The sequence below is a fragment of the Burkholderia sp. AU33803 genome, from assembly GCF_002223095.1.
Lineage (GTDB): Bacteria > Pseudomonadota > Gammaproteobacteria > Burkholderiales > Burkholderiaceae > Burkholderia.
Genome location: NZ_NKFJ01000008.1, coordinates 372355 through 395989, shown reverse-complemented (window position 1 = coordinate 395989; position 23635 = coordinate 372355). Strand labels below are relative to the sequence as shown.

The following is a 23635-nucleotide window of genomic DNA, read 5'->3' as shown; positions in this document are numbered from 1 at the left end:
ATGATAGCGGGTTCAGCGGAAAATTTTGAGCAAATTCTCTTCGACTACGAGATTTGTCATCGATAAAGCCATGCTGGACTGCTTCGAACACCTGAAAAGTGTGTCATGTATGAGAAAACATAGAGGATTACCCGGAAACTTTTAACGGCGGCGGCGCGCCGCTTTGATCGTTCACGGCGGCATTTCTTCCTCGAGACAAGTGAGCGAGAATTAATTATTCTTTACATTTTTCTGAAGTATCGGGGAATTCACCAATGAACAGAGACGATAAGCTGACGCAGGTCGCCGCCGAATTCGGCTTCAATCCGGACGAGGAAATCAGGATCGGCGGAAAGTACACGCCCATTCTGGTCGACGGGAACACGGCCTACATTGCCGGCCAGATTCCGCGGATCGGCGACGTGGTGCATTTCGTGGGCGTAGTGGGGGAATCCGTTTCGCTCGACGAAGGTCGCCGTGCCGCCGGCGTATCGGTGCTGCGTGCGCTGTCGCTGATCAGGAAGCACTGCGGCACGCTCGACGCGATAGCGACCGTGCCGCGCATCACCGTGTATGTGCGAAGCGCGCCCGGCTTCACGATGCAAAGCGAAGTCGCCGACGGCGCATCCGACATGCTGTACGCAGTGCTTGGCGACGCAGGCGTCCATACGCGTACGTCGGTCGGTGTGCTGCAATTGCCCAAAGGGGCTTCCGTGGAAGTGGATTTCATTTTCGGGTTGAAGCATCGCGATGTCGGTATCTGACGTCAGCGAAACCTGCCTTGCGAGTGTGTAGTTGCGCGAAACATTCCTATAGCCGATGCACGACATGCCTGCTGGTGAAAGCACGCGCCAGCAATACGGAAAGCAAAGCACGCAATTACCTCCAAAGGACTTCGACAGCCTGCTCGCCGATGAGGATCTCGCGAAGCTCAGGCGGCGTTCGATATCTGCGATTTGAAGGTGCGCGGCGAATTGGGCGAATGGGCTGTGTTGTCGCTCGACCCGTGTCCAGGGAATCTCGCACGCCGATTTGTTGAGCCGGGCGCGCAGGTCGCCCGCGGTCCACGGCGCAGCGCTGCATGCTCGCCTCGTGCCTGCCGGCTAGTCATGCGCCGGACGCGCGTCGTCGAGTTAGTCAACTGATCGCGATTTTGTCTTCGGCCGGCAACCGCATGCCTTCCGCGCACCGCCCGACGACCGGAAAATTCCGGAAACACCGCCCCGCCAATATCGCCCCGTATCTCCATTTTGGGAGATGTCATTGCCCAACAGTCAGCCTACGATTGACCACAGGGCATCGGGGCCGGAAGTCGTCGGAGCAATCGGACAGGCGCCCCATTCCGTATCGAAATCAGCAAATGCCCGTGCGGTTTACTGACACAGCTTCTGCGTACGATGGCGACTGACGTGTGCGGTGAATGCTTTACACCGCAACACGATGGCGCGTTGATGACGGAAGGCCTGCTGTCGTATTTCGGGGAATTTCAATCAATATGCTGGCACGAGACTATGCGGAACGAGAGCTCTCTCACATTCAGAGAATGGTGGCTCTCCTGGACAGCGAGACGAACGCTGACGATGTGTCGATGTCGGGTGCGGGGCGCGTGCGGCATCCGAGCTACTGGCGCGGGCGAATCGAGGAGCTGCTGTCGGCGCCCGACGTGCCGCGCCACGTCAGAACGCTCAGCGAAGCGGTGCTCGCGAAGATCAACGCGATGGAAATGCGGTTTTCGACGATGAAGTAAGCACATCGTCGGATACGGCGCGGGCATGCGCTTCATCGTGTCGTCGACCGAATGGCCGGTCGCTTATTCGAGCGCGATCACGTCGAGCAGCGCCGCACGAAATGCGGCCATCTCCGCGCCGGTGCCGATCGACACGCGAAGATACGCCGGCGGGCCGGACTCCCGAATCAGGACCCCGTGGCGCAGGAGGCCGCTCCAGATCCGGTGCCGATCCGCAAACTCGCCGAACATCACGAAGTTGGCATCGGAATCGGCCACCGTGAGGCCCAGGCCACGCAGCCACTCGACGGTCGAATCGCGCTCGGCCTTGATCGCGTCGACTTGCGACAGCATCTCGTCGCGCGCGACCAGCGCCGCGCGGGCCGCCGCCTGGGTGAACGCGGACAGGTGGTAGGGCAATCGAACCCGCTTCAGCGCGTCGACGATCGCCGGCGCGCACGCGCAATACCCGACGCGGCCGCCCGCGAACTTGAACGCCTTGCTCAGCGTGCGGGTGACGATGAGCCGGGGATGCTCCGGCAGCAGCGTCACCGCGCTGGGGACGCCGTGACGCCGGAATTCTGCATAGGCTTCGTCGACGACGACCATGCCCGGCGCGACGTCGAGTATCGCGCGGATATCGTCGACCGGCAGCGCGGTGCCGGTCGGGTTGTTCGGCGACGTCAGCAGGATGACGCTCGGCTGGTTCGCGCGAATGCTGTCGAGGGCCTGATCCCGATCCAGCGCGAAATCCCGGGTGCGCGGCAAGGTATGCAGGCGCGTGAAAGTCGTGCGGCAGTATTCGTCATACATAGGGTACGCGGGCGTGAAGGCCAGCGCCGATCGGCCGGGGCCGCCGAATGCCTGCAGGATCTGCTGGATCACTTCGTTCGAACCGTTGGCCGCCCAGACGCTCGATGCGTCGACCGTCACGCCGGTGTCGTGCGTCAGATACGCCGCCAGATGCGCGCGCAGCTCGGCGAAGTCGCGGTCGGGATAGCGGTTCGCCGCGCGCGCGGCGTCGGCCACCGCGGTCGCGATGCGCGCGACGAGCGCGGCCGACGGCGGATAGGGGTTCTCGTTGACGTTCAGGCAGACCGGCACATCGAGCTGCGGCGCCCCGTACGCATGCTGCAACTTGAGATCCTCGCGGAGCGGTAAATCCGACAAGGCGATGTCTTTCCAGGGCTGTTGCATTGAAAACACTCCGTACGGGTTCGATTGATCGGCGCGGCCCGTTTTCAAGGCCGCAAAAAACAAAAAAGGCGCCGGAGGCGCCTTGGTCGTCGTCTTGATCGGGCATTCACCCGATGCAATTACTAGATGCGAAACGAGCCACGGCGCAACAGCGGGCGTCCGTGGTGATGGTGCAGCGAGAGCGTGGTGTGTCGAGTCGTCATGCGCTGCATCATGGCATACCGTGATCCGGATGAAAAGCCGGTGGCACCGTGCATGCCGGAATAACGGCCATTACGTCTGACGATAAACGCTAACAAACGTGGTATTTCGATCAAACGCGAACGAGTGATTTAAACGTGGGCGCCGATTGACTAAGATGCGCAGAAGACGTTCGACAAAAACGCACGGCGCGGGGTGGCCAGATGCCAATGAACGGGTTGATTCCATCCGCATGGATCGATGACGTCTACGCTGCGGCGCTGGGCGATCAACGATGGGAAACGGTGCTGGACGGGCTGCGATCGTGCGTCGGCGTGCGCATGGTCACGCTGCTGTCTTTCGACGACGCGGCGCGGGTGCCGGCGATCGAGCAGGCGGCGGGTGACGACGCGTCATGGGTCGCCGCGTGTCATCACACCTACAACACCGAGTTCTATCGGTACGACCCGGTCGTGCCGGTCGCCGCCGACTGGCCGGCGGGCCGCTGGTTCGAGGACGTCAAGCACCTTTCCGCGCATCAGCGCGCGCACAGCGCGTTCTATCAGGAATTCCTTCACCCTTTCGGGCTCGGCAGCATCTCGGGCCTGTACATCCATCGCAGCGAGGGCTCCGGCGCATTCCTCAGCGTCCAGGGCGGCCTCGAATCGCAGGGGCTGTCCGACGATCAGCGCCACGCGATCGAAAACATGGGGATGCACATCAGCCGCGCGCTGCAGATCCAGGCGCGGATCGGCGAGCTCGAGGCGCGCGTGGCCGCCGCCGAATCGGCGCTCGATGCGCTTCCGGTGCCGGTGTTCCTGCTCGGCACGCAGCGTGAGTTGCGCTACACGAATCGCGCGGCCGATCAGCTGATCGCGGCGGAACCGGCGCTCCGGGTCGTGAACGGGCGATTCGCGCCGGAAGGCTGCGTCGACGATGCGCAATGGCGGCAAGCGCACGCGCGCGGTGGGCTGTTGTTACGGCGCACAACGGGCGAACCGTTGCCGCTGGCGCTGATGCCGGTGCCCGAGCAATCGCGCCTGATGCGCGAGCGGCCGGGCGTCGCGACGCTGATGACGGCCGCCGACCTGCGTTCGCCGTCGGCCCGTGCGCAGCGGCTGCGCGTGTTTTACGGGCTGTCGTCGGCCGAGGCTGATCTTGCGGTGCTGCTGTGTTGCGATGGGCTGTCGCCGCAGGAATGCGCCGGGTTGCGCGGCGTGTCGATCGGGACGATCCGCACGCAGATCAAATCGATCTACGCGAAGACGGCGGTGGCGCGGGCGGCGCAGTTGACGTCGCTGGTTATGCAGACGTGAGGGGGAGGGCGTCGGATTTCGTGCGATCGGTTTGCTACGGCGCCAACGTAGTGGCATTTCGTTGTACGCGGTTGACTGCAGCCGACCCCCTTGCGGTCGTCGGTTTCTTGCGAAGCGGCCATGCATCGGCGAAAACTCCAGGGGCAGCGCAGCGTGTACCATGCACGTTCGTGGACACAGGACGGGTCGCGATGGAAAGCCTTATAACGAGTTCAGGCCTTGCCACGCTGTCGACGCAAGTCATCGGTAGCGGAGAACCGATTGTGTTTTTGCACGCTCGCGTCGCGGATCGCCGGATGTGGGCCCACCAGATGCGCGAAATTGGCGCTAGCCACCAAGCTATCGCCTATGATCGACGCGGATTTGGAGAAACAGTTGCCGAAGCAGAGGACCACTCTGCTGTTGGAGATTTGATCGCGGTTCTGGAGTCGGTCGCACGCGGGTTCCCTGCGATACTTGTTGCCTGTTCTCAAGGCGGAGGCATTGCGCTCGATGCGGCGCTTCGGTATCCGTCGCATGTCCGCGGTCTCGTTCTTATCGCACCGAACGTCACCGGTGCGCCGAAAATCACTCATGCAGCGCGGGTTGAAGAGTTGGTCACGCGTCTCGCGGCGGCTGAAGCGAAGCATGATATTAAAGAGGCCATCGCGATTCGCCGGACGCTCTGGCTTGATGGTCCACTTCAACCTGAGGGGCGCGTGACGGGTGAAGCTCGCAAATTGTTTGATGAGATGAACGTTGTTGCGCTCGGTTTGCCGCCAACGGGTACGAACACCGATGTACCGATCGCTTACGGGCGGTTAGGCGAAATATCAGTGCCGACGTTGGTGGCGTGTGGGGATCTGGACCTGGTCGGTATTCAGGAAAGAAGTCGTTACGTCGCGGCTAACGTAGCCTGCGGGACGTTCCACCAAATATCAGGGACCGCGCATTTGCCGTCCCTCGAATGGCCACAGGAAGTCACGAGCATGATCGCGGGTTTCATCGATCAATTGTAGAGGCCGGCAAGAGCGGGGGCAGCGAAAACGCCAACGAAGAATTTCCGGAGGCGTATGAAGCGATTTTCGATGAGCTAGATAGTTTTATCGATTGACTGTTGATGGCCCACAAGCGCCCCCTCGTCGGGCCGCTTACACACCGAAGAGCGCCAACCCTGTCAGTACGACGCCGATCGCGGCAGCCCCCATCGACAGGTGTTGCATCCATTTCCGCCGCGTGAGAATCGTAATCGCAGCAAGCGCGATCGAGATCTGGATGATGGTAGTGGCCTGCGCCCAACGATGATGCCGGTGGAGCCGCTCCTCGCTCGCAGCATTGCTCTTCACGACTTCTTGCTCGAGCGCTTCGGCGCGCTTGCGGATCGGCTCCTTCTCTTCGCGATACCGCGCCGCGTCTGCTTCGAAACGCTTTCGTTGCGGCGACGCTTCCTGGCTCAACGCCGCACCGAGTTCGGCTAGATTCTGCTTCTCGCCCTTTGCCTGGTAATAGGCCCACAGGTTGGCTGCCTCGGTTTTCTGGATCGCGGCTTCGTTCTTGTGCAGCAACGCTAAATTTTCGTCCGCACCGCTCTGGTACGCGGAAATCGCGCCGAAGCAGGCGAGGACAGCAGTCATCACGGCGATGCGCGCCGCTCCGTGGCTTTCTTCATGCGCCGCAGGGTGCTCTACTGCATGATCGTGCGGGCCGTGAACTTCGAAGTCTTCTGGCATGACAAGTACGTTCGCATGAGTTGAAGGGCGTGTACGCGGTTCCCACGCACGTGAGGAGTATGCAGCACAATTGGTGGCCCTATCGCTGGGTCGCAGCTCAACTGGGGCAGTCCGTTCGTGCGAAAGTGCGAACGAACGGACCATGGTCTGCGGAACCTCACGCGATTTGAACGCCGACTCCCGCCAAAAGGCTACGGTTCGACATTGTGCATGAATTGCCACTTCCCCAGTATGGGTCGACAGCAGTCGACCCAGAGCAGCCGTTGGTTGCCTCCACTCTCGATGTCCGTTTCCAGAGGCTACCCGCCAACGGAACCCAAAGGGCGCCACAGGGCCAAGTTGCCGACTCAACGCCGGCGATATCTCCGCGAGATGTAACGTGCCGGCGGCAGGCATCCGGCCGGAGCGAGTCATCGCACCTACAGAATGCGTCCACGATGAAGCCGTGACACCCCGCCTCAGAGGGACTTGCTCGCGCCGGGGCCGAGGAAGGGGAACGCGGGTGCGCGTTGAAAATCCTTCGAGACTTCGCCGCCGAATGAATTGCGCTGATCCTTGCCGAGGTCGAGACGTTTGACGGGTGCGCCGGCGGAGAAGTCGACCTTGTTGAGATCAACCCAGAAAGTACTCGGCGTGACGGCCGATTCGAAGAAGTAAAGCATGCGCTTGTGATCGGCAACAGTGCGCCAGCGTGTGGACGATATATTCGGCTCGCCCGGGGTGGTGATCCCGAACGGCACCGACACGTTACGGATCACGCTGAAAACGCTGGCAAGTGCAATGGCGGGGTCTTCACTCTTGGGGATAGCGTTGACGTAGAACGAGGCGCGCGCGAACCGGTCGGCAGAGCGATTGGTGCCGGGCAGCCAGACGGTGCCGCCTATCCGCTTCCAATATTCATTCAGTGCAAGCTGCTCGTCGAAGGTCGGTGAGTTGGTCATGACCTGATACTGACGACCATGATGGATGATCTGTTTTCCGCCGATGTACTCGACGATGGCGCTGTCGCCCGTCGCGTCCGACATGGCGAGATGCAATGTGGTGAGGCGCTGTTCTCCGGGGACGTTGTCGGTCACGATTGTGAACGGCTCTTTCTCGAGCGCAGCGACGGCTTCCGCGACGGTCGCAAAATTGTCCAGCACGTACTGCGCCCATGCGGCGATAGTGAGTCCCGGTTTCGAGTTTTTGTCGAACGGGGGATATTGCGACTCGACAAGCCAGAGCAGTTCAGCGGCTAGCCCCTTTTCGTTCATGCCATCGGTGGTGGAGACGTCATAACCCGTCGCCACGACGCTACCGTATTTGGCGGTCCATTTAATGGAGTTAGGACCGGATTCACCGGTGCGAGCGATGCCACGCGGCAGGATGTAAAGATTGGTGGCGACGTCGAGTTTCCAGTCCATCGATCGGGCGGTGATGACGTCGTCGTTGTTGCCGAGATAGACGACGCGTGTGCAGGCTAGCGATTCGGCCGGATCGACAAGGAGCGTCGATGCTGCTGCGAGACAGGTCAGAACGACGCAAATGAGGCGGCGCATGGCAATTCCTCGCGCTGTATTGGTGATTGGAGATCGCTCGACGCGGACGCTCGCTGCGAAGGCGACTCGCGTACGCCTGCTGCACATTGATTACCCGGCAATATCGCGTCGACAACGTCTGAGGAAAGGGAAGTATTGGATTTCGGTAATGCAGTTGTCAACTGGGCCGTTGCAGTCAAGTGTGAGATCGGAGCGCACGCTGGGTTGTCCATTCTCTCCTTGCGGTGCAATTTCGTTATCGCTTTCAGCGGAGTGCGATCGGCTCCTCAGCGCCGACTAACGGCCATTCTGGATCGCGCAGTGAATGTCGCTTCCCGGCCGTGCGCCGCCCCCGGCGTTGCGAGCCACGCCGGCTACATCGACTGGGTCGAAAGTCGCAAAAGCATGGTGTTGGCCGTGCGCCCTACGCGAACATGCGACCTATTAGGTACGACTCCGGACGTCGACATCGCGAGGTGTTGTCGGCAATGCGTAGGGCAGTCGCAGTAACTTGGGCACGCAGAGTCGCGAACCCGGGGCGCAAGTCACGCGTACTACGGCGCCCTACGGCGGGGGAGACGAGGGCGCCCGCCGCTGCCCGGATTCCTTTTCGTTTCTTCCGGTCGTGCCGCTCGCGGCGGCGCATGGCCGGCGTGCGCTCCTGACATCGCGTCGACCTGCGAATTTCGTGATCAGTCATCCTACGACAACTGGAAGCGAAGCGAAAGTTTGGTTTCCTGTGCCGATGGAAACCGCTAGCCGACCATCCAGCTCGAACACGCCCCCCTTCCCAGAAAACGTTTCGCCCAAACTCATCTAAACAGAGAAAACGATTCCCTGAAACATACCCAAAACCCGCCACGACAGCCGCTCTACGGGTATGCACCAAGTGAGTTAAACGATTAACCGACGTACATTCGCGTCAACACGTCATACGACATATGACTCAGCGGTCAGCGAGCACGGCGCCGAAGCATGCGCATGCCGACGGATCGTCGCGCCACAAAGAGCACAACCATCAAGGAGACTGACGATGAAGCACCGATTCAACCGCTCCCGTATCGCCCTGGCCGTCGCGCTGATGGCCGGCTTCGCGATGTCCGCCCAGGCGCGCGTATTCCGCTCGGCGGACGTGCACGGCGACAACTTCCCGACCAACATGGCCGTGAAGTTCATGGGCGACGAGCTGTCGAAGCAGACGGGCGGCAAGGATTCGATCAAGGTGTTCGGCAACAGCGCGCTCGGCTCGGAGAAGGACACGGTCGACCAGGTGCGGATCGGCGCGATCGATATGGCGCGCGTGAACGGCGCGTCGTTCAACGAGATCGTGCCGGAATCGCTGATCCCTTCGTTCCCGTTCCTGTTCCGCGACGTCGATCATTTCCGCAAGGCGATGTACGGCCCGGCCGGCCAGAAGATCCTCGACGCGTTCACCGCGAAGGGGATGATCGCGCTGACGTTCTACGAGAGCGGCGCGCGCTCGATCTACGCGAAGCGTCCGGTGCGCTCGCCGGCGGACATGAAGGGGCTGAAGGTGCGCGTGCAACCGTCGGACCTGATGGTCGACGAAATCAAGGCGATGGGCGGCACGCCGACGCCGATGCCGTTCGCCGAGGTGTACACGGGCCTGAAGACGGGCCTCGTCGATGCAGCCGAAAACAACATGCCGTCGTACGAGGAAACCAAGCACTACGAAGTGGCGCCCGACTACTCGGAGACGCAGCACGCGATGACGCCGGAAGTGCTGGTGTTCTCGAAGAAGGTTTGGGACACGCTGTCGCCGCAGGAGCAGGTGGCGATCAGGAAAGCGGCGGCCGATTCGGTGCCGTACTACCAGAAGCTGTGGACCGCGCGCGAGGCGTCCGCGCAGCAGCTGGTGACGAAGGGTGGCGCGAAGATCCTGCCGGCCGCGCAGATCGACCGCGCGGCGTTCGTGAAGGCGATGCAGCCGCTGTGGACCAAGTATGAAAAGACGCCGCAGATGAAGCAGATCGTCGACGAGATCGAGGCCACCAAGTGACACGCCGCACTTCCCTGAACGGCGCAACCGCCGCGGGCGGCGGGGCCGCCGCCCCGGACGGCGCAACAGCACCACGCGCGCATGCCGCGCCGCTGTTGCGCTGCGTGAACGACGTGCTGTTTCGCGTACTGGCCGTGATCGCGTCGGCGTGTCTCGCGGTGCTGACGGTGCTGGTGTTCTACGCGGTCGTGATGCGCTACGTGTTCGAGAACGCGCCGGATTTCGTGGAGCCGATCGCGCTGCTGCTCGTGATCGTGATCGCGATGTTCGGGGCGGCGATGAAGGTACGCGACGGCGGCCATATCGGCCTCGATTCGCTGGTGCGCCGGCTGTCGCCGAAGGCGCGCACGGTCGTCATCGCGATCCAGCACCTGAGCCTGATCGCGTTCGCGATCATGATCATGATCGGCTGCGGCAGCATGGCCGCCGAGACGATGGGCGACCGCATCCCGATCATCGGGCTACCCGAAGGCGTGCGCTACCTGATCGCGATGCCCGCGGCGATCGCCATCATCCTCTTCTCGCTCGAGCACCTGCTCGCGCTTCGTCGTTCTACGCCGGGACAATAACGCCATGGAACTCGCGATCCTGTCCGTCAGTTTTCTGATTTTCCTCGTGCTCGGCGTGCCCGTGTCGTTCGCGCTCGGCATCGCCTGCGTGCTGACCTATATGGTCGAGGGCTTGCCGATCGCGACCGCGATGCAGGCGATGATCTCGGGGATGAATGCGTTCTCGTTTCTCGCGGTGCCGTTCTTCATCTTCTCCGGCGAACTGATGCTGCATGGCGGCATCGCGGACCGGATCCTGCGCTTCGCGCAGGCGACCGTCGGCCACTTCCGCGGCGGTCTCGGGATGGCGAACGTCGTCGCCTGTACGCTGTTCGGCGGCGTGTCGGGCTCGCCGACCGCCGATACGTCGGCGATGGGCGGCGTGGTGATTCCGCTGATGAAGCGCGAAGGCTACAGCGCCGCGTACGCGGTCAACGTGACGACGCATGCGTCGCTCGCCGGCGCGCTGATGCCGACGTCGACCAACATGATCATCTACGCGTTCGCCGCGCAGGGCATCACCGGGATGCTGCACGGCCAGCCGGTGAGCGGCGTGTCGATCGGCGACCTGCTGTTCTCGGGGCTGCTGCCGGTGTTGTGGGTGATGGGCTTCGTGCTGGCCGCCGCGTACTGGCAGGCCGTGCGTCACGGCTATCCGCGCCGTGACGACGGTTCGTCCGCGCTGCCCGCGTTCCCCGGCTGGTATGCGGTGCTGCGCAGCTTCGTCGGCGCGGTGCCCGGGCTGATGGTGATCGCGATCATCCTCGTGTGCGTCGCGAAGGGGATTGCGACCGCGACCGAAGCGGCCGCGATCGCCGTCGTGTACTCGCTCGTGCTGACCGCGGTGGTCTACCGGACGCTGACGGCCGAGAAGCTGCGCCGCGCGCTGTCGCATGCGGCGCGCACGACGGGCGTCGTGCTGCTGCTGATCGCGGTGTCCAACATGCTGCGCTTCCAGATGTCGTACCTGGAGATCCCGGATGCGATCGAAGGGCTGCTGAAGCAGTCGACCGCCGCGCCGTGGCTGATGCTGCTGTACATCAACATCATCCAGGTGTTCCTCGGCACGTTCGTCGACATGGCCGCGCACATCCTGATCACGACGCCGCTGTTCCTGCCGATCGCGATGGCGTGCGGCGTCGGGCCGGTGCAGTTCGGGATCATGCTGCTGCTGAACTGCTCGCTCGGCCTCGTGCATCCGCCGATCGGCTCGGTGCAGTTCGTCGGCTGCGCGATCGGCAACGTGTCGATCGGCGAGACCACTAAGATGGCGTGGCCGTATTACCTCGCGATCTTCAGTGCGATCAACATCGTCACGTACCTGCCGTTCTTCTCGACGTGGCTGCCGAGCTTGATCAGCGGGCACGCGGTGTTCTGATTCTCCGATTGCGAGCTTCGCCCGACGCGGCGCCGGACGACCGAGGGGGTCCGGCGCCGTGGTCGTTTCCGCGGTGGCCTTTCAAGGCACCCGAGCGCACATCGACGTTCAATCCTGCCGAGCATCCGGCTCGCCGTTGCCGCCCGCCGACCGGTCGTCACGCCAATCCTCAAGCTCGCGCCACAGCGCCGGGCGCGCATGATCGCGCGGCGGCAGCTGGATGACGTACGCCACGCCTCGCACGTTGACCACGACCCCCGAGTCGGGCAGCGTGGCCGGAATGCCGGACAAAGGCGGTTCGTCATCCGGTTCGGAAACGGTACCCAGGCCGGGCGGATGTCGAAGGATCATGCGAATTCTCCGTGGCGCCGCGTGACGGCGCATCAATAGCGGACACGCCCGATCAGACCTAGCGGGTCGACGGCGTGCTGAATGGCGGCGGCGACCTGCCGGTGTGCGGCCGGCACATGCTTGCGGTAATACGCGACGTTGACCGGCCCGACGCCATGCTCGGCGCTGAAGCAGCCACCGGCCCGCACGACGCGCTCGTACAGCGCGCCGCGCAGCGCCACCTGTTGCAGCGGCCCGTAGCGTTCCGCGCAGGCGTGCGGGATCGACACGACGAGATGGCAGCCGCCGTCGCCGAAATGCCCGAATGTGTGACAGCGCAGCGACGGATGCACGGCCGCGATCCACTGCTCGGCGTCGGTGACGAAAGCGGCCAGCGCGCCGCGCGGAAACGACACGTCGAACGAGAGCGGGATGCCGTCCTGCGCCACCGCGGCCGGCAGCGCATCGCGGATCCGCCAGAACCGTTCGGCCGGCGCGCAGGCCGCATCGAGCACCCCGTGCTCGCCCGCCAGCGTGTCGAGCGCCGCGATCGTGCGTTCCTCGAGCAGTGCATCGAGCCCCGGCATGCCGGTCGCGATCTCGACGAGCGCATAGCACGAGGCAGCGTCGGCTTCGAACGGAACACGCGACGCCGGATACGCGTTCGCGACACAGGCGACGGCGGCAGCCGACATGAATTCGAATGCCGACAGCATCTCGCCGAACGCGCGCTCGAACGCGAGCAGACCCGCGAGCGCCGCGTCGTACGATGCGAACGCGACGAACGCCGCGCACGACGACCGTTCGACAGGCGCGAGCGCGAACGACACGGCCGTCACGAGCCCGTTGGCGCCGTTCGCGCCGATGAAGCATTGCGTGACGTCGAAGCCCGCGTTGCGCTTGCGCAGCGGCGCGAGCGCGTCGATCACGGTGCCCGCCGCGTCGGCGAGCACGACTTCGACGCCGAGCACGTTGCGGCGCACGTCGCCGTACTTGATCAGGCGGCTGCCGCCCGCGTTCGCGCCGACGAGGCCGCCGGCCGTGGGATCGCTGCCGAGATCGATCGGCAGGCAGAGGCCGGCTTCGGCCGCCACGCGGTTGATGTCGGACAGCCGCGCGCCGGCCTCGACCGTGATGCTGCGATTCGCCATGTCGAACGCGCGCACCGCGCGCATCCGGTCGAACGACACCACGCATTGCGTGCCGCTGCGATCGGGCACGGCCGCGCCGACGAGTCCGGTGCGCGCGCCCTGCGCGACCAGCGTGATGCGGTGCGCGACAGCGACTCGGGCGAATGCGCTCGTGTCGGCGGTCGACGCGGGCCGAGCGACGCCGAGCGCGATGCCGCCGTGGAGCGTCACATCCGTTACATACGATGCGCACTCGTCGGAAGACGCCCCGTCGAGCCAGCCGTCACCGAGCGTCGCGGCGAGTGCGTGCCGCTGCGCGGCGCGGTCGGGCAGCGCGCTCATCGTCAGCCGGCCCGCACGAGCTGCTTGCGCAGGCGGCCGCGCACGACGACCAGCGCGATCAGCGGCACGACGCCGCCCCACAGCGGGCTGTGGCGCATCGTGATCGACACCGCGAGCGCGACGACGGTCACTGCGAGCAGCACGATCGACAGCGAACGTGCGCGCGCATGGTCGACGAACGTGCCGTCGACGAACCCGCCGTCCGACCACGCGGTATGCACGATGCCGACGACCAGCACGCAGACGAGCATCGCGGCCGGCCCGAGTTCCTCGCCCCACAAACGGCTACCTGTCGGCGACACGAGCGCGAGCACCGCGCCGATCACGAGGAACAGGTCGACGCCGATCGCGATGCTGTTGCGGTCCGCGCGGCGGATCAGCCACGCGCCGTGCACGAGCGCGAGCACGCCGCCGATCAGGAACGCGTGCGTCCAGCGCACGTCCGGCTGCTCGGGGCCGAGCCGGCCGTAGAACAGGAACACGATCGCCGGCAGGAAGTTGCTCGCGTGCAGCAGGTAGTCGGTGATGGGATTGCTCGATTTCATCGGGGGATTCTCCTTCGTCGAAACGTCGAAACAGTGAAACAGCGGGCGACGCGTCAAGCGTCGTGCCAGCGAAACAGCCGCGCGGCGGCGAACAGGAACAGCGCCGTGCTCACGGTCATGCCGAGCAGTTGCGGCGCGAGCTGCGCATACGGGGCGCCGTCGACCAGCGCGCCGCGCAGCGCGACCGCGAACTGGTTGGTCGGCAGGAACGCGAGCACCGCCTTCAGCCAGGCCGGCGCGTCGTGCATCGGGATCGTCAGGTCGCTGAAGAACAGCAGCGGGTAGTAGGTGACGTTGCACGCGAGTTCGGCGGCGGCGAGCGATTTGGCGCGGCTCGCGAGCAGCACGCCGATGCTGAGCACCATCGCCGCGCCGAGCAGCACGATCGGCAATGCGCGCAGCCCGTCGGGCGTGGCGATCGGCAGCGCGATGCCGAACGCGACGCGTGCGACGGTCAGCAGCACGAGCGCCGACAGCGCCATCATGATCATCCGCGCGACGATCAGCGCGGCGAGGAACACGCCGCGCGAGACCGGGAAGCACACGTACAGCTTGAACGTATTGCGTTCGCGCAGCGACGCGATCGCGGTCGTCGTCGAGTTGAGGCCGATCGCCATGAACGCCATCACGAGAATGCCGGTCGCGAAGAATGCGCCATAGTCGAACGGGCGGCGTGCGGGCGCCGCGTTCTCGAAGCGCGCTTGCGCGGCGGGCAGCCCGAGCCGCTGCGCGGCGCAGCGCGCGAGCGCGATCTCGACGACGCGCGATGCGGCCTTGACCGCGAGCGAGCCGTTGAAGTCGTAGCGGATCGTGGCCGGCGTGCGCTCGTCGTTGCCGAGTACGACGGTCACGCGATCGGCTACCGCGCCGCGGCCGTCGAAGGTCGCCTTCACCGTGTCGCTGTGCGTGAGGCTGTCGACGATCTGCGCTTCGCAGGCGCGGCTGTACGGGGTCGCGCCACCGGGGACGGCGAACGCGATGTCCGCGGTGCCGAGCGACCCCGAGCCGCCGAATGCGAACAGCATCACGCTCAGCAGGAACACGGGGAACACGAGTGTCCAGAACAGCGACGAGCGGCTGCGCAGATAGCCGAGCAGCTCGTTGCGCACGAGAATCAGGAACACCTTAGTCATGGGTGGGGCCCTCGGTACAGAGGCGCAGCAGGTCGCCCGGCGTGCTCGGCGCGAGCGCGAGATGCTGGATGCCCTGTTCGCCGACGATGCGGTGCACGTTCGGATGCAGCGTCGCATCGCCGAACACCTCGACGACGTGTGCAGCCGACACGCGCACGCCGGTCACGCCGGGCAGCGCCGCGAGCCGCTTGCGCAGCGCGCGTGCGTCGGCTTCGTCGCGACAATGCAGGACAGCGCGCGCCTCGCCGACGAGCTCGGCGCGCAGCGCGTCCTTGTCGCCCTGGTATCGCACGCCGCCATCGCGCACCCACACGAGATCGTCGACGACGGCCAGCTCTTCCTCGGCGTGGCAGATCATCGCGATGCTCGTGCCGCGCGCGCGGTGGCGCAGCAGGTCGATCACGACGCCCGCGTAGCGGCGGTCGAGGCCGGTGAACGGCTCGTCGAGTACGGCGAGTTCGGGCCGGTGCGCGAGCGCGACGTAGAGATCGATGCGCTGGCGCTGCCCCTTCGACAGCGCGCGGCACGGCTTGTCGAGCAGTTCGGCGATGCCGAGCGCATCCGTAACCGCCGCATCCGCACGCACGTACATCGCGCGGTGCAGCGCGACGATCTCCGACACGCGGAGATGGTCGGGATATTCGACCTTCTGCAATTGCGCGCCGATGCGCCGCAGCGATGGCGTATCGCGCATGAAGCGCGCGGCCGGCACGTCGAGCACGCGCACGTCGGTGCCGCCGCGGCGGAAGCCGAGCAGCGTTTCGAGCAGCGTGGTCTTGCCGGAACCGTTCGGCCCGACGATCGCGGTGACGGCACCGAGCCGGAACCGCACCTGCCGCGCGGAGAAATGAAAATCGCCGGCCGCGACGTCGATCGCGCGCGCGCCGAGCGCAGCACTCGGCGCGTGGGCATCGGGCAGCGGCTGCGTGCCGGCACGCAGCGGCCGGTCGAACGCGGTGTGCGGGCCGAACAGCGCGCGCACGGAGGCGAGGAACGAATCGCTCATCGTCGGCTTCCTGTCAGTCGAACAGCATGACCTGCGTGTCGCGCGCGCCCCGGTACGGGTTGCGGCCGTGCGCGACCAGCATGTTGTCGACGACGAGCACGTCGCCGGCCTGCCACGGGAACGCGCGCTCCTCGTCGTCGAACGCGTCGTAGATCGCAACGAGATCGTCGAACGGCATCGGCGACCCGTCGCCATAGCGGATCTCGTACGGGAACGCCGCGCGCCCGGCGTACATGCGCTGCAGGTAGCGGTAGCTGAGCTCGCCCATCGAACGCGGATTCGGGTGCTGCGCGGTTGCCTGGTTGAACCACACGGTTTCGCCGGTGCGCGGATGCGTGCGCAGCGCGCTGCCGACGTGCGACACCGTCACGCTGCCGTCGTCGAGCCAGCGGCAGCCGACGCCGCGCTCCACGCACAGCCGCTCGACCTCGTCGCGCTCGGTCGTGCCGAAGGCGTCGTCCCACGGCCGGTGGTATTCGGCGAACGGCATGCCCGGATGGGCGGCGAGGCTGTCCGCGCGCGCGCCGGGCGCCGCGAAATTGCGCAGGTACATCACGCCGCGTTCGGCGAACCGTTCGCGCAGCGCGGCCGGCACGCGCGCCGTCACGCGGCGCATGTCGCAGATCGGCGTCTCGCCGCCCGCGTCGGCCGGCTGCCGGCAATAGAACGCGACGAGGCGCGGGAACGCAGGCATGTAGGCCATCTCCTGATGCAGCCCGATCTTGAACGGCGGCGGCATGCGGGTCGACTCGTACACCTGGCCGTCGATCTGCTTGCGCGGCGCGGCGCCCGCCGTGTAGCCGTTCGCGTGCGGCGGATACAGCGCGCCGAGCTGGCCGAACGCGGCGGTGTCGGGCACCGCGAAGCCGCGCCACAGCAGCGCGCCGCATGCGTCGAGCAGCGTGTCGATCGTGTCGAGCCGCGAGCGGTACCACGCGACGAACATCTCCGGCGAGGTCGCGAGTTCGGCGCTGCGCGGCGTCACGCACAGCGGCAGCGTCGCGCCGGGCGCGACCGCCGCGCAGTGCACGTCGTCGGCGCCGAGCCGCGCGGCGGCGTGCGCGGCGAGGAAGGCGAGGTCGGTCATCACTCAGGCCAGCGCCGGTTTCTTCAGCAGGATCTCGAAGCCGAGCGCGCCGAGCCCGGCGCTCGGGCTGTAGATCGACGCGACTGCCGCGAGACCGGCTTCGGCGACGAGCGCATGCGCTTCGTCGAGCGTGATCTTTTCCTCGACATGGGTCGGCGGATAGTCGGCGGCGGCGCGCATCTCGGTGAAGCGGTCGAGCAGGTGCTGCGGCGCGTCGCGGCGCATGTCGTGCACGAGCGCGATGCCGCCCGGCTCCAGCACGCGATACATCTCGGTGAGGCTCAATGCCTTGTCCGGCAGGTGGTGCAGCGTCGCGCGGCCGACGGCCATCGTCAGCGTGCCGTCGTCGAACGGCAGCGCGAGCGCATCGCCGACGCGCATCTCGATCGTGTCGTCGAGGTCGAGTTCGTGGATACGCGGGCGGCCTTCGTTGAGCATCGCCGGATCGAGGTCGATGCCGACGTAGCGCCAGCCGCGCATCGCCGGGTCGGTGGCGAGCCGCACCGGCACGACGCCGGTGGCCGTGCCGATGTCGGCGATAACGCCGGGCGTCATCCCGCGTGCGAGCTGGCGGATGCGGCTGATGAACAGCAGGTCCCACGGTTCGAGCGTTTCGGTGGCGAAGCGATCGTAGTCGTTCGCCGGGCGCAGGTTCTTGAGCAGCATGACGTTCCTTTTGCAGAAGGGTGCCGAAGGGATAAAGGGTTCACAGCCAGCCGACCGGCACGGCGGCCAGCAGCCGTCGCGCGGTCGCGCTGTTGACACCGAAAGCCGGGCGGCGGCGCCGCTCGACCGCATGCGCGGCCATCGCCGCGATGCGCGCGCCGAGCCCGACGCCGACGCCCCACGACGGCGCGGCGACACCGAGTTCGAGCAACGTCGCGGCCGTCAGGAAATCGATGTTCGGGCGCAACGCGCGGCGGGCGTCGGCTTGCGCGCAGCACGCGTCGAACAGCGTCACGTACGCGCCGTCGAAGCCTTGCGCCGCGAATTGCGCGCGCATGTGCGGCGGACGCGGATCCGCGACGAACAGCGGATGGCCGAAGCCGTACAGCGTGCGTTTCGCGTCGAGCGTGGCGTCGATCGCCGCGCGCCCGGTTGCGTCGAGCGCGGCAGTCGGTGCGCCGGTGCCGCCCGGCACCGACTGCACGAGCGCGGCGAGCCACTGCATCGCTTCGAGCGCCGCGCCGACGTGCGACGGCCCGCTCGCGAGGAAACCGGACGCAATCGCCTGCGTGAGCGTGACGCCGGTGCCGATCGCGACCCGCGGCGCGAGCACGGTCGGCGTGATGTAGCCGAAGCCCGCGTGCCACGCGACGAGCAGCATGTCCATTGCCGCTTGGGCCGCTGCGTCGTTACGCGTCGCGCCGGTCAGCACGAGCATGCGTTGCGTCTGGCTCGACGTGCCGGCGAGCGATGCATCGATCGCGTCGTGGCGTGCGGCGAACGGGCGGCCTTCGATCGCTGCGTGCAGCAGGAACGGCGCGGCCGCCGCGCACAGCAGCATCGTGTCGAGATCGGCGTCGTCCGGCGCGTCGCCGTGCACACGGGCCGCCACGTCGTCGAAGCCGCGCAGCAGGCCGGACGCCGCGGCAAACACCGGCGCGACACCCGCCGCGCCGAGATCCGCGGCGACGGACTGCGCGGCGGAGCCGGGCGCCAGAGCATCGGCGAACGCCGCGAGCCGTGCGCCGATTGCCGCTTCGTGTGCGCGATGCTCGGCGCTGCCGGGCGCGACGTCGAACCACAGGTGCGCGAGCGCGCCTTCGAACGTCGTCGCGCCGATCAGCGCGTTCAGGTCGAGATCGCGCACGCGCAGCGCTTCGGGTTCGAGCGTTGCGCCGTCGATGTCGGTGCCGCGATGGCGGGTCGCCGGGCGGCCGAGCAGGTTGCGCGGCGCGTCGCCGGCCGGGGTGGGCATGGCGGTCGAAGCGGTCGTGCCGGAATCGAGCGTCGTATCCATGTCATTCCACCTGCGCGAGTTCGTCGCTGCTGACGCTGATCGCCGCATGCGCCATCGCGGCGATCACGGCCGCGTGCTGATCGACCACGGGCAGCACGTTCGCGAAGTAGTAGCGCGCGCTTTTCAGCTTGCCGCGATAGAACGCGAGTTCGGCCGGCGTGTCGGCGGTGTCCGGCGCGTCGAGCCGGCGCGCGGCGATCGTCGCCGATTCGAGCAGCACCCACGCCGACGTGACGACGCCGAACATCTCGAGAAAGCGCGTGTAGAACTGGCTGCTGCGATGCGTGTGACCGTCCTGCACGTCGCGCGCGATGTCGTCGAGCGCGGCGGCGATCCGGTCGGCGCCCGTGCGCAGCGCGTCGAACAGCGGGCGCAGCTCCGCATGCGTGCCGGTGTGATGCTGGCGCGCGAGGAACACGTCGAGTTCGTCGCGGTAGTACTGGATCAGCCGCGAATGGCGGCCGAAGCCGAGCTTGTCGCGCACGAGGTCCTGCGCCTGGATGTAGTTCGTCCCTTCCCAGATCGACAGGATCTTCACGTCGCGCGCGTTCTGTTCGACGGGGCTCGCATCGGTATAGCCGAGCCCGCCGTGCACCTGGATCGCGGTTTCGCAGATCCGCCATGCCTGGTCGGAGATGAACGCCTTGCAGATCGGCGTCAGCAGCAGCTGCAGCTTGCGGTGGCGCTCGATCTCGGCCGGGTCGGCGTCGGGCGTCGCTTCGAGCATCGCCGCGCGCGTGGCGGTCGCGGCGAGCTTGCCGAGCAGGCCGCGGCAGCCGTCGACGCGGCTCTTCATGTCGACCAGCATGCGCTGCACGTCCGCGTGCTCGACGATCGCGACTCGCGCTGCGTTCGTGTTCGACGCGCGTTCGATCGGCCGGCCCTGCAGCCGGCGGCCCGCATATTCGACCGCATGCAGGTATGCGCTCGACGCGACGCCGACACCGAACATCCCGGTGCTCATCCGTGCCTGGTTCATCAGCGGCATCAGCTGCAGCAGGCCGACGTTGCGCCGGCCGCCGAGCAGCCAGCCTTTGGTCGTGCCGTTCGAACCGAACACGAGGTGCGTGTTCGCGCAGCCCTTGAGCCCCATCTTGCGCGGCAGCCCGATGCAGTCGACATGGTTCGACTGCAGCTCGCCGGTTTCCTCGTCCGGCCAGAAGCGCGGCACGACGAGGCACGACAGCGAGAACGAGTCCGGCGACGCGGTGTCGATGCGGCCGAGCACGAAATACAGCGTGTTCTCGGTCAGCTCGTGCATGCCGGCCGAGATGTAGACCTTCTCGCCGTCGATCGCGTAAATGTCGCGTTCGAGCGGCGTCGCGCGCAGCGCAACCGCGGTGAGGTCGGTGCCGGCCTGCGGTTCGGTCGCGCAGAAGCAGGCATCCCAGCGGTACGCCTCGAGTGGCGCGATCAGCGCCTTCTGATGCGGCGTGCCGTGCATCTGCAACAGCTTGATCGCAGGGCGCGTGAAGCCGCCGTACGTCATGAACGACGGGTTCGCGCCCATGAACATCTCGTAGATCATCTGCGTGACGATCGGCGGCAGCCCGTGCGCGGTGCCGAACAGCGTGTTCGACCATTCGTCGCGAAAGCGCGCCCACAGCGCGTGGAAATGCGACGGAATGCGCACCTGGCCGTCGTCGAGCAGCGTGCAGCCCTCGACGTCCGCCTGCTGGTAGCTGCGCCCGAGGTCGAGCGCGAAATCGCGTGCGCGTTCGAGCAGCGCATCGATCGACGCGCGGTCGTGCGTGCCGTACAGGCCGTGTTCCGCGAGGAACCGCTTGTCGGCCTCGAACAGTTCCCACAGAAAGAAGCGCAGCTCGCGCAGGCTCACCTTGTAGGCGCTCATCACGCGTCTCCTTCGATATCGAGCGCGGCATCGAGGCCGCCGGCGAGGTCGACGACGGCCGCCGCCGCCGCGCCATGCAGTGCCGCATCCCACACGAGCACCGTGCGACGTTCGCCTTCGTCGAGCGCGCCGGCGAGCCGGATCAGCGCAGCGGCCGATTCGGCCGACGACAGGTGGCCGGCCGCTTCGTGCTGGATGCGGGCGGCGACCGGGATCGACGCGGCGTCGGCCACGCGCGCCGCGAAGCCGGGATCGAAGCCGGGCGGCACGCACCAGTCGACCTGGCCGGCACGCAGCCCGGCCAGGTCGAGCGCGCGGCGGATCGCACGCGCGGCGACCGGCGCGAGCGTGTCGCGCAACGTGCCGGGCGCGTCGGCCCACGGATCGGCGATCGACGGCCCGAATTCCATCGCGACGGACCGCACGCCGCCCCAGTCGGCCGGCTCGGGCGCCGGGCCGGCGCGCGACACGAGCAGCGCGGCGGCCGCGTCGCCGTAGCCGACCAGGTCGCCGAACTGGCGGAAGAACGGGTAGAGCCACTTGTCGCTGAGGATCACGAGCGCCTGGTCACCCTCGTCGAGGAGCCCGTCGAGCAGCATCAGCGCCGAATACCAGCCGAGCGTGCCGTTCTGGCCGAGCGCGAACGGCGTCACGCGCTGCAGCCCGAGCTCGTACTGCATGCGGCCGACGACCGAATCGCCGATCCCTTCGTTGAGCGCGCAGCTCGCGACGATCACGTGGGTCGTGCGGGCCAGTTGCCCGGAGCCGAGCTGGTCGCGCAGGTCGAGCGCCGCGTCGGCGGCGAGATCGGCGAGGCTGCGCCCGGGCGGCGCGACCCGGAGCGTGGGCCGGCCGCCCGGCGCGAGGCGTGTGCCTTCGTCGGGCGTCAGTGCGCCCATTCCGCGCGGCCGCGCGAAGCGCGCCTGCGGCAGCAGCAGGTGCCGGTAGCCGGGATGGCGTTCCTGCGCCTGGATCGCGCTGAACACGACGGCGGGCGGCAGTACCACGACGCCGCCTGACAGGGCCAGCGTGCCGGGCTCGGCGATGCGGCGCGCGCCGAGGCAGGTTTCATCGAGCGTCGACAGGGTCATGCGGCGGTCTCCTCGTTCGTGGGCGCGAACGCGTCGCGATACTGGTTTTTTAGCGCGGGCCGGTCGATCTTGCCGTTCGGGTTGCGCGGCAACGCCGGCAGCGGCTCGACGACGAGCGGGCTCATGTAGGTCGGCAACGCGTCGCGGCACGCGCGTGCGATGTCGGCGCGGCAGGCGTTGGCGTCGAGCGTCGACACGACACACGCGGCGATCGCCTCGCCGAGCGACGCATGCGGCACACCGAACACGGCGGCTTCGCGGATATGAGGCAGTGCGAACAGCACGTCTTCGACCTCGGTCGGGCTCACGCGATAGCCGGACGTCTTGATCATGTCGTCGCCGCGCGCGACGAAATACAGGTAGCCGTCCGCGTCGCGGCGCACGATGTCGCCGGACCACACGGCGACGTCGGGGCGCGGGATCTCGCCGTGCCGGCGCGGCAGCGGACGAAAGCGCTGCGCGGTCAGCTCGGGCCGGTTCCAGTAGCCGAGCGTGACGAAGGCGCCGCGATGCACGAGTTCGCCGGGTTCGTCGGCCGCGCATTCGCTGCCGTCCGCGCGCAGCACGAGGATCTCGGCGTTCGGCACCGCCTTGCCGATCGACGTCGGCCGCAGGGCCGCGTCGGCCGGCGGCAGGTAGGTCGAGCGGAATGCTTCGGTCAGCCCGTACATCAGGTACGGCGACGCGTTCGTGAACACCGCCTGCAGGCGGTGCAGCAGCGGCGTCGCCAGATGGCCGCCGGTGTTCGCGAAGCGGCGGATCCGCGTGCGCGCCGTGTCGCTCCAGCCGGCGGACGCGAGCTGCATCCACAACGGCGGCACGCCGGTGATCGACGTCACGCCGAACGCGTCGCAATGGCGCGGCACTTCGGCCGGCTGCAGGAAGTCGAGCGGCGCATAGCACGCGCCGGCGGCCAGCGCGGTCGTGAGCTGGCTCAGGCCCGCGTCGAAGCTGAGCGGCAGCACGCCGAGCACGACGTCGTCGTCGGCCAGCCCCTGGTACGCGGCGACGCTGAACGCGCCCGACACGAGGTTGCGATGCGACACGACCACGCCTTTCGGCTTGCCGGTCGAGCCGGACGTGTAGAGCAGGGCGGCCGGATCGTCGTCCACCGGCCGGCCGGCGGGGGCCGGTGCCGGCGTGTCGGTGCCGGGCGCGTGGATCGCGTCGGCCAGTTCCTCGATCAGCATCGCGCGTGCGCCGACGAGCGCGGCGAGCGCCGGCAGGCGTTTCAACCGCTGCGCGCCGGTCATGAACAGCGCCGCGCCGCTGTCGGCGACGATGTGTTCGATCTGCGCTTCCTTCAACTGCGGATTGACCGGCACGAAGATCGCGCCGAGCGCGTTGGCCGCGAGCATCGCGACCACGGTTTCGATGCGCTTCGGCGCGTAGATGGCGACGCGCTCGCCGGGCTGCACACCGCGCGACGCGAGCGCGGCGGCCGCGCGGCGGACCGCGCGTGCGAGCTGTTCGTAGGTCATCGTGCCGCCGCCGTCGGCATACGCGGGATGCTGCGGCCAGCGTGCGGCGCCGTGTTCGAGCAGGTCGGCGACGCTGATCAGGGCGTTCATGATCGGCTTCTCTCT

General features: G+C 66.8%; 21 protein-coding genes. 7 read left to right on the top strand and 14 right to left on the bottom strand.

The window, feature by feature from the left end:
* The first annotated feature begins 254 nt into the window (after nucleotides 1–254).
* Complete coding sequence (locus CFB41_RS33340) at nucleotides 255–743, top strand: RidA family protein (RefSeq protein ID WP_089459540.1); 489 nt, start codon at nucleotides 255–257, stop codon at nucleotides 741–743.
* A gap of 731 nt (nucleotides 744–1474) precedes the next feature.
* Entirely contained in the window at nucleotides 1475–1726 is a 252-nt protein-coding gene (locus tag CFB41_RS33335; RefSeq protein WP_089444442.1) for a hypothetical protein, read from the top strand.
* A gap of 63 nt (nucleotides 1727–1789) precedes the next feature.
* On the opposite strand, the gene CFB41_RS33330 is transcribed toward CFB41_RS33335, so the two are convergent.
* Nucleotides 1790–2902 (bottom strand): histidinol-phosphate transaminase, encoded by a 1113-nt coding sequence (locus tag CFB41_RS33330; protein ID WP_089459539.1) that lies wholly within the window; start codon nucleotides 2900–2902, stop codon nucleotides 1790–1792.
* A gap of 410 nt (nucleotides 2903–3312) precedes the next feature.
* On the opposite strand from CFB41_RS33330, the gene CFB41_RS33325 reads away from it, so the two are divergent.
* Nucleotides 3313–4398, top strand: a complete 1086-nt coding sequence (locus CFB41_RS33325) for a helix-turn-helix transcriptional regulator (RefSeq protein WP_256941339.1) — start codon at nucleotides 3313–3315, stop codon at nucleotides 4396–4398.
* Nucleotides 4399–4589: 191 nt separating this feature from the next.
* Nucleotides 4590–5396: an alpha/beta fold hydrolase gene (locus CFB41_RS33320; RefSeq protein ID WP_089459537.1), complete on the top strand. Its 807-nt coding sequence runs from the start codon at nucleotides 4590–4592 to the stop codon at nucleotides 5394–5396.
* 132 nt (nucleotides 5397–5528) lie between these two features.
* On the opposite strand, the gene CFB41_RS33315 is transcribed toward CFB41_RS33320, so the two are convergent.
* A complete protein-coding gene (locus CFB41_RS33315; protein WP_089444437.1) occupies nucleotides 5529–6107 on the bottom strand; it encodes a DUF4337 domain-containing protein in 579 nt (192 codons plus the stop codon).
* Nucleotides 6108–6565: 458 nt separating this feature from the next.
* Nucleotides 6566–7645 (bottom strand): linear amide C-N hydrolase, encoded by a 1080-nt coding sequence (locus CFB41_RS33310; RefSeq protein WP_089459536.1) that lies wholly within the window; start codon nucleotides 7643–7645, stop codon nucleotides 6566–6568.
* A 1012-nt stretch (nucleotides 7646–8657) separates the two neighbouring features.
* On the opposite strand from CFB41_RS33310, the gene CFB41_RS33305 reads away from it, so the two are divergent.
* Genes CFB41_RS33305 through CFB41_RS33295 form a run of 3 tightly spaced genes read left to right on the top strand, consistent with a single transcriptional unit; the run spans nucleotide 8658 to nucleotide 11570 of the window.
* On the top strand, nucleotides 8658–9644 hold the full coding sequence (locus CFB41_RS33305) for a TRAP transporter substrate-binding protein (protein WP_089459535.1): 987 nt from the start codon (nucleotides 8658–8660) through the stop codon (nucleotides 9642–9644).
* Nucleotides 9641–10213 (top strand): TRAP transporter small permease, encoded by a 573-nt coding sequence (locus tag CFB41_RS33300; protein WP_089459534.1) that lies wholly within the window; start codon nucleotides 9641–9643, stop codon nucleotides 10211–10213. Before CFB41_RS33305 ends, CFB41_RS33300 begins: the two co-directional genes overlap by 4 nt.
* A 4-nt stretch (nucleotides 10214–10217) precedes the next feature.
* Nucleotides 10218–11570 carry a TRAP transporter large permease gene (locus tag CFB41_RS33295; protein ID WP_089459533.1) on the top strand — a complete coding sequence of 451 codons (1353 nt, stop codon included), beginning with the start codon at nucleotides 10218–10220 and terminating at the stop codon, nucleotides 11568–11570.
* Nucleotides 11571–11678: 108 nt separating this feature from the next.
* Here the strand turns inward: CFB41_RS33295 and CFB41_RS33290 are convergent, their stop codons facing one another.
* The 11 genes from CFB41_RS33290 to CFB41_RS33240 are packed head-to-tail and all read right to left on the bottom strand — an operon-like array spanning nucleotide 11679 to nucleotide 23620.
* Nucleotides 11679–11921, bottom strand: a complete 243-nt coding sequence (locus CFB41_RS33290) for a hypothetical protein (RefSeq protein ID WP_089459532.1) — start codon at nucleotides 11919–11921, stop codon at nucleotides 11679–11681.
* A gap of 32 nt (nucleotides 11922–11953) precedes the next feature.
* Complete coding sequence (locus tag CFB41_RS33285) at nucleotides 11954–13372, bottom strand: FAD-binding oxidoreductase (protein WP_089459531.1); 1419 nt, start codon at nucleotides 13370–13372, stop codon at nucleotides 11954–11956.
* Between the two features lie 2 nt (nucleotides 13373–13374).
* A complete protein-coding gene (locus CFB41_RS33280; RefSeq protein ID WP_089448834.1) occupies nucleotides 13375–13917 on the bottom strand; it encodes a permease in 543 nt (180 codons plus the stop codon).
* Nucleotides 13918–13970: 53 nt separating this feature from the next.
* Nucleotides 13971–15050: an ABC transporter permease gene (locus CFB41_RS33275; protein WP_089459530.1), complete on the bottom strand. Its 1080-nt coding sequence runs from the start codon at nucleotides 15048–15050 to the stop codon at nucleotides 13971–13973.
* A complete protein-coding gene (locus CFB41_RS33270) occupies nucleotides 15043–16056 on the bottom strand; it encodes an ATP-binding cassette domain-containing protein (protein ID WP_089459529.1) in 1014 nt (337 codons plus the stop codon). The genes CFB41_RS33275 and CFB41_RS33270 overlap by 8 nt, the downstream gene beginning before the upstream one ends.
* Before the next feature lie 13 nt (nucleotides 16057–16069).
* Nucleotides 16070–17143 carry a TauD/TfdA family dioxygenase gene (locus CFB41_RS33265; protein ID WP_089459753.1) on the bottom strand — a complete coding sequence of 358 codons (1074 nt, stop codon included), beginning with the start codon at nucleotides 17141–17143 and terminating at the stop codon, nucleotides 16070–16072.
* Between the two features lie 3 nt (nucleotides 17144–17146).
* Nucleotides 17147–17809 (bottom strand): class I SAM-dependent methyltransferase, encoded by a 663-nt coding sequence (locus CFB41_RS33260; RefSeq protein ID WP_089459528.1) that lies wholly within the window; start codon nucleotides 17807–17809, stop codon nucleotides 17147–17149.
* 40 nt (nucleotides 17810–17849) lie between these two features.
* Entirely contained in the window at nucleotides 17850–19106 is a 1257-nt protein-coding gene (locus tag CFB41_RS33255; RefSeq protein ID WP_089459527.1) for a citrate/2-methylcitrate synthase, read from the bottom strand.
* A gap of 1 nt (nucleotide 19107) precedes the next feature.
* Nucleotides 19108–20958, bottom strand: coding sequence for an acyl-CoA dehydrogenase (locus tag CFB41_RS33250; protein ID WP_179250269.1), 1851 nt, complete (start codon nucleotides 20956–20958; stop codon nucleotides 19108–19110).
* Complete coding sequence (locus CFB41_RS33245) at nucleotides 20958–22049, bottom strand: hypothetical protein (RefSeq protein ID WP_089459525.1); 1092 nt, start codon at nucleotides 22047–22049, stop codon at nucleotides 20958–20960. The genes CFB41_RS33250 and CFB41_RS33245 overlap by 1 nt, the downstream gene beginning before the upstream one ends.
* The gene (locus tag CFB41_RS33240) at nucleotides 22046–23620 is read right to left on the bottom strand and encodes an acyl-CoA ligase (AMP-forming), exosortase A system-associated (protein WP_089459524.1); all 1575 of its coding nucleotides are present in this window, start codon (nucleotides 23618–23620) and stop codon (nucleotides 22046–22048) included. The genes CFB41_RS33245 and CFB41_RS33240 overlap by 4 nt, the downstream gene beginning before the upstream one ends.
* Between the last annotated feature and the right edge of the window lie 15 nt (nucleotides 23621–23635).

Coding starts and splice junctions, on each gene's coding strand:
- CFB41_RS33310 (WP_089459536.1), bottom strand. CDS start 7,645: ATGCGCCGCCTCATTTGCGTCGTTCTGACCTGTCTCGCAGCAGCATCG.
- CFB41_RS33335 (WP_089444442.1), top strand. CDS start 1,475: ATGCTGGCACGAGACTATGCGGAACGAGAGCTCTCTCACATTCAGAGA.
- CFB41_RS33275 (WP_089459530.1), bottom strand. CDS start 15,050: ATGACTAAGGTGTTCCTGATTCTCGTGCGCAACGAGCTGCTCGGCTAT.
- CFB41_RS33255 (WP_089459527.1), bottom strand. CDS start 19,106: ATGGATACGACGCTCGATTCCGGCACGACCGCTTCGACCGCCATGCCC.
- CFB41_RS33325 (WP_256941339.1), top strand. CDS start 3,313: ATGAACGGGTTGATTCCATCCGCATGGATCGATGACGTCTACGCTGCG.
- CFB41_RS33250 (WP_179250269.1), bottom strand. CDS start 20,958: ATGAGCGCCTACAAGGTGAGCCTGCGCGAGCTGCGCTTCTTTCTGTGG.
- CFB41_RS33280 (WP_089448834.1), bottom strand. CDS start 13,917: ATGAAATCGAGCAATCCCATCACCGACTACCTGCTGCACGCGAGCAAC.
- CFB41_RS33290 (WP_089459532.1), bottom strand. CDS start 11,921: ATGATCCTTCGACATCCGCCCGGCCTGGGTACCGTTTCCGAACCGGAT.
- CFB41_RS33330 (WP_089459539.1), bottom strand. CDS start 2,902: ATGCAACAGCCCTGGAAAGACATCGCCTTGTCGGATTTACCGCTCCGC.
- CFB41_RS33270 (WP_089459529.1), bottom strand. CDS start 16,056: ATGAGCGATTCGTTCCTCGCCTCCGTGCGCGCGCTGTTCGGCCCGCAC.
- CFB41_RS33295 (WP_089459533.1), top strand. CDS start 10,218: ATGGAACTCGCGATCCTGTCCGTCAGTTTTCTGATTTTCCTCGTGCTC.
- CFB41_RS33315 (WP_089444437.1), bottom strand. CDS start 6,107: ATGCCAGAAGACTTCGAAGTTCACGGCCCGCACGATCATGCAGTAGAG.
- CFB41_RS33245 (WP_089459525.1), bottom strand. CDS start 22,049: ATGACCCTGTCGACGCTCGATGAAACCTGCCTCGGCGCGCGCCGCATC.
- CFB41_RS33320 (WP_089459537.1), top strand. CDS start 4,590: ATGGAAAGCCTTATAACGAGTTCAGGCCTTGCCACGCTGTCGACGCAA.
- CFB41_RS33305 (WP_089459535.1), top strand. CDS start 8,658: ATGAAGCACCGATTCAACCGCTCCCGTATCGCCCTGGCCGTCGCGCTG.
- CFB41_RS33340 (WP_089459540.1), top strand. CDS start 255: ATGAACAGAGACGATAAGCTGACGCAGGTCGCCGCCGAATTCGGCTTC.
- CFB41_RS33285 (WP_089459531.1), bottom strand. CDS start 13,372: ATGAGCGCGCTGCCCGACCGCGCCGCGCAGCGGCACGCACTCGCCGCG.
- CFB41_RS33265 (WP_089459753.1), bottom strand. CDS start 17,143: ATGACCGACCTCGCCTTCCTCGCCGCGCACGCCGCCGCGCGGCTCGGC.
- CFB41_RS33260 (WP_089459528.1), bottom strand. CDS start 17,809: ATGCTGCTCAAGAACCTGCGCCCGGCGAACGACTACGATCGCTTCGCC.
- CFB41_RS33240 (WP_089459524.1), bottom strand. CDS start 23,620: ATGAACGCCCTGATCAGCGTCGCCGACCTGCTCGAACACGGCGCCGCA.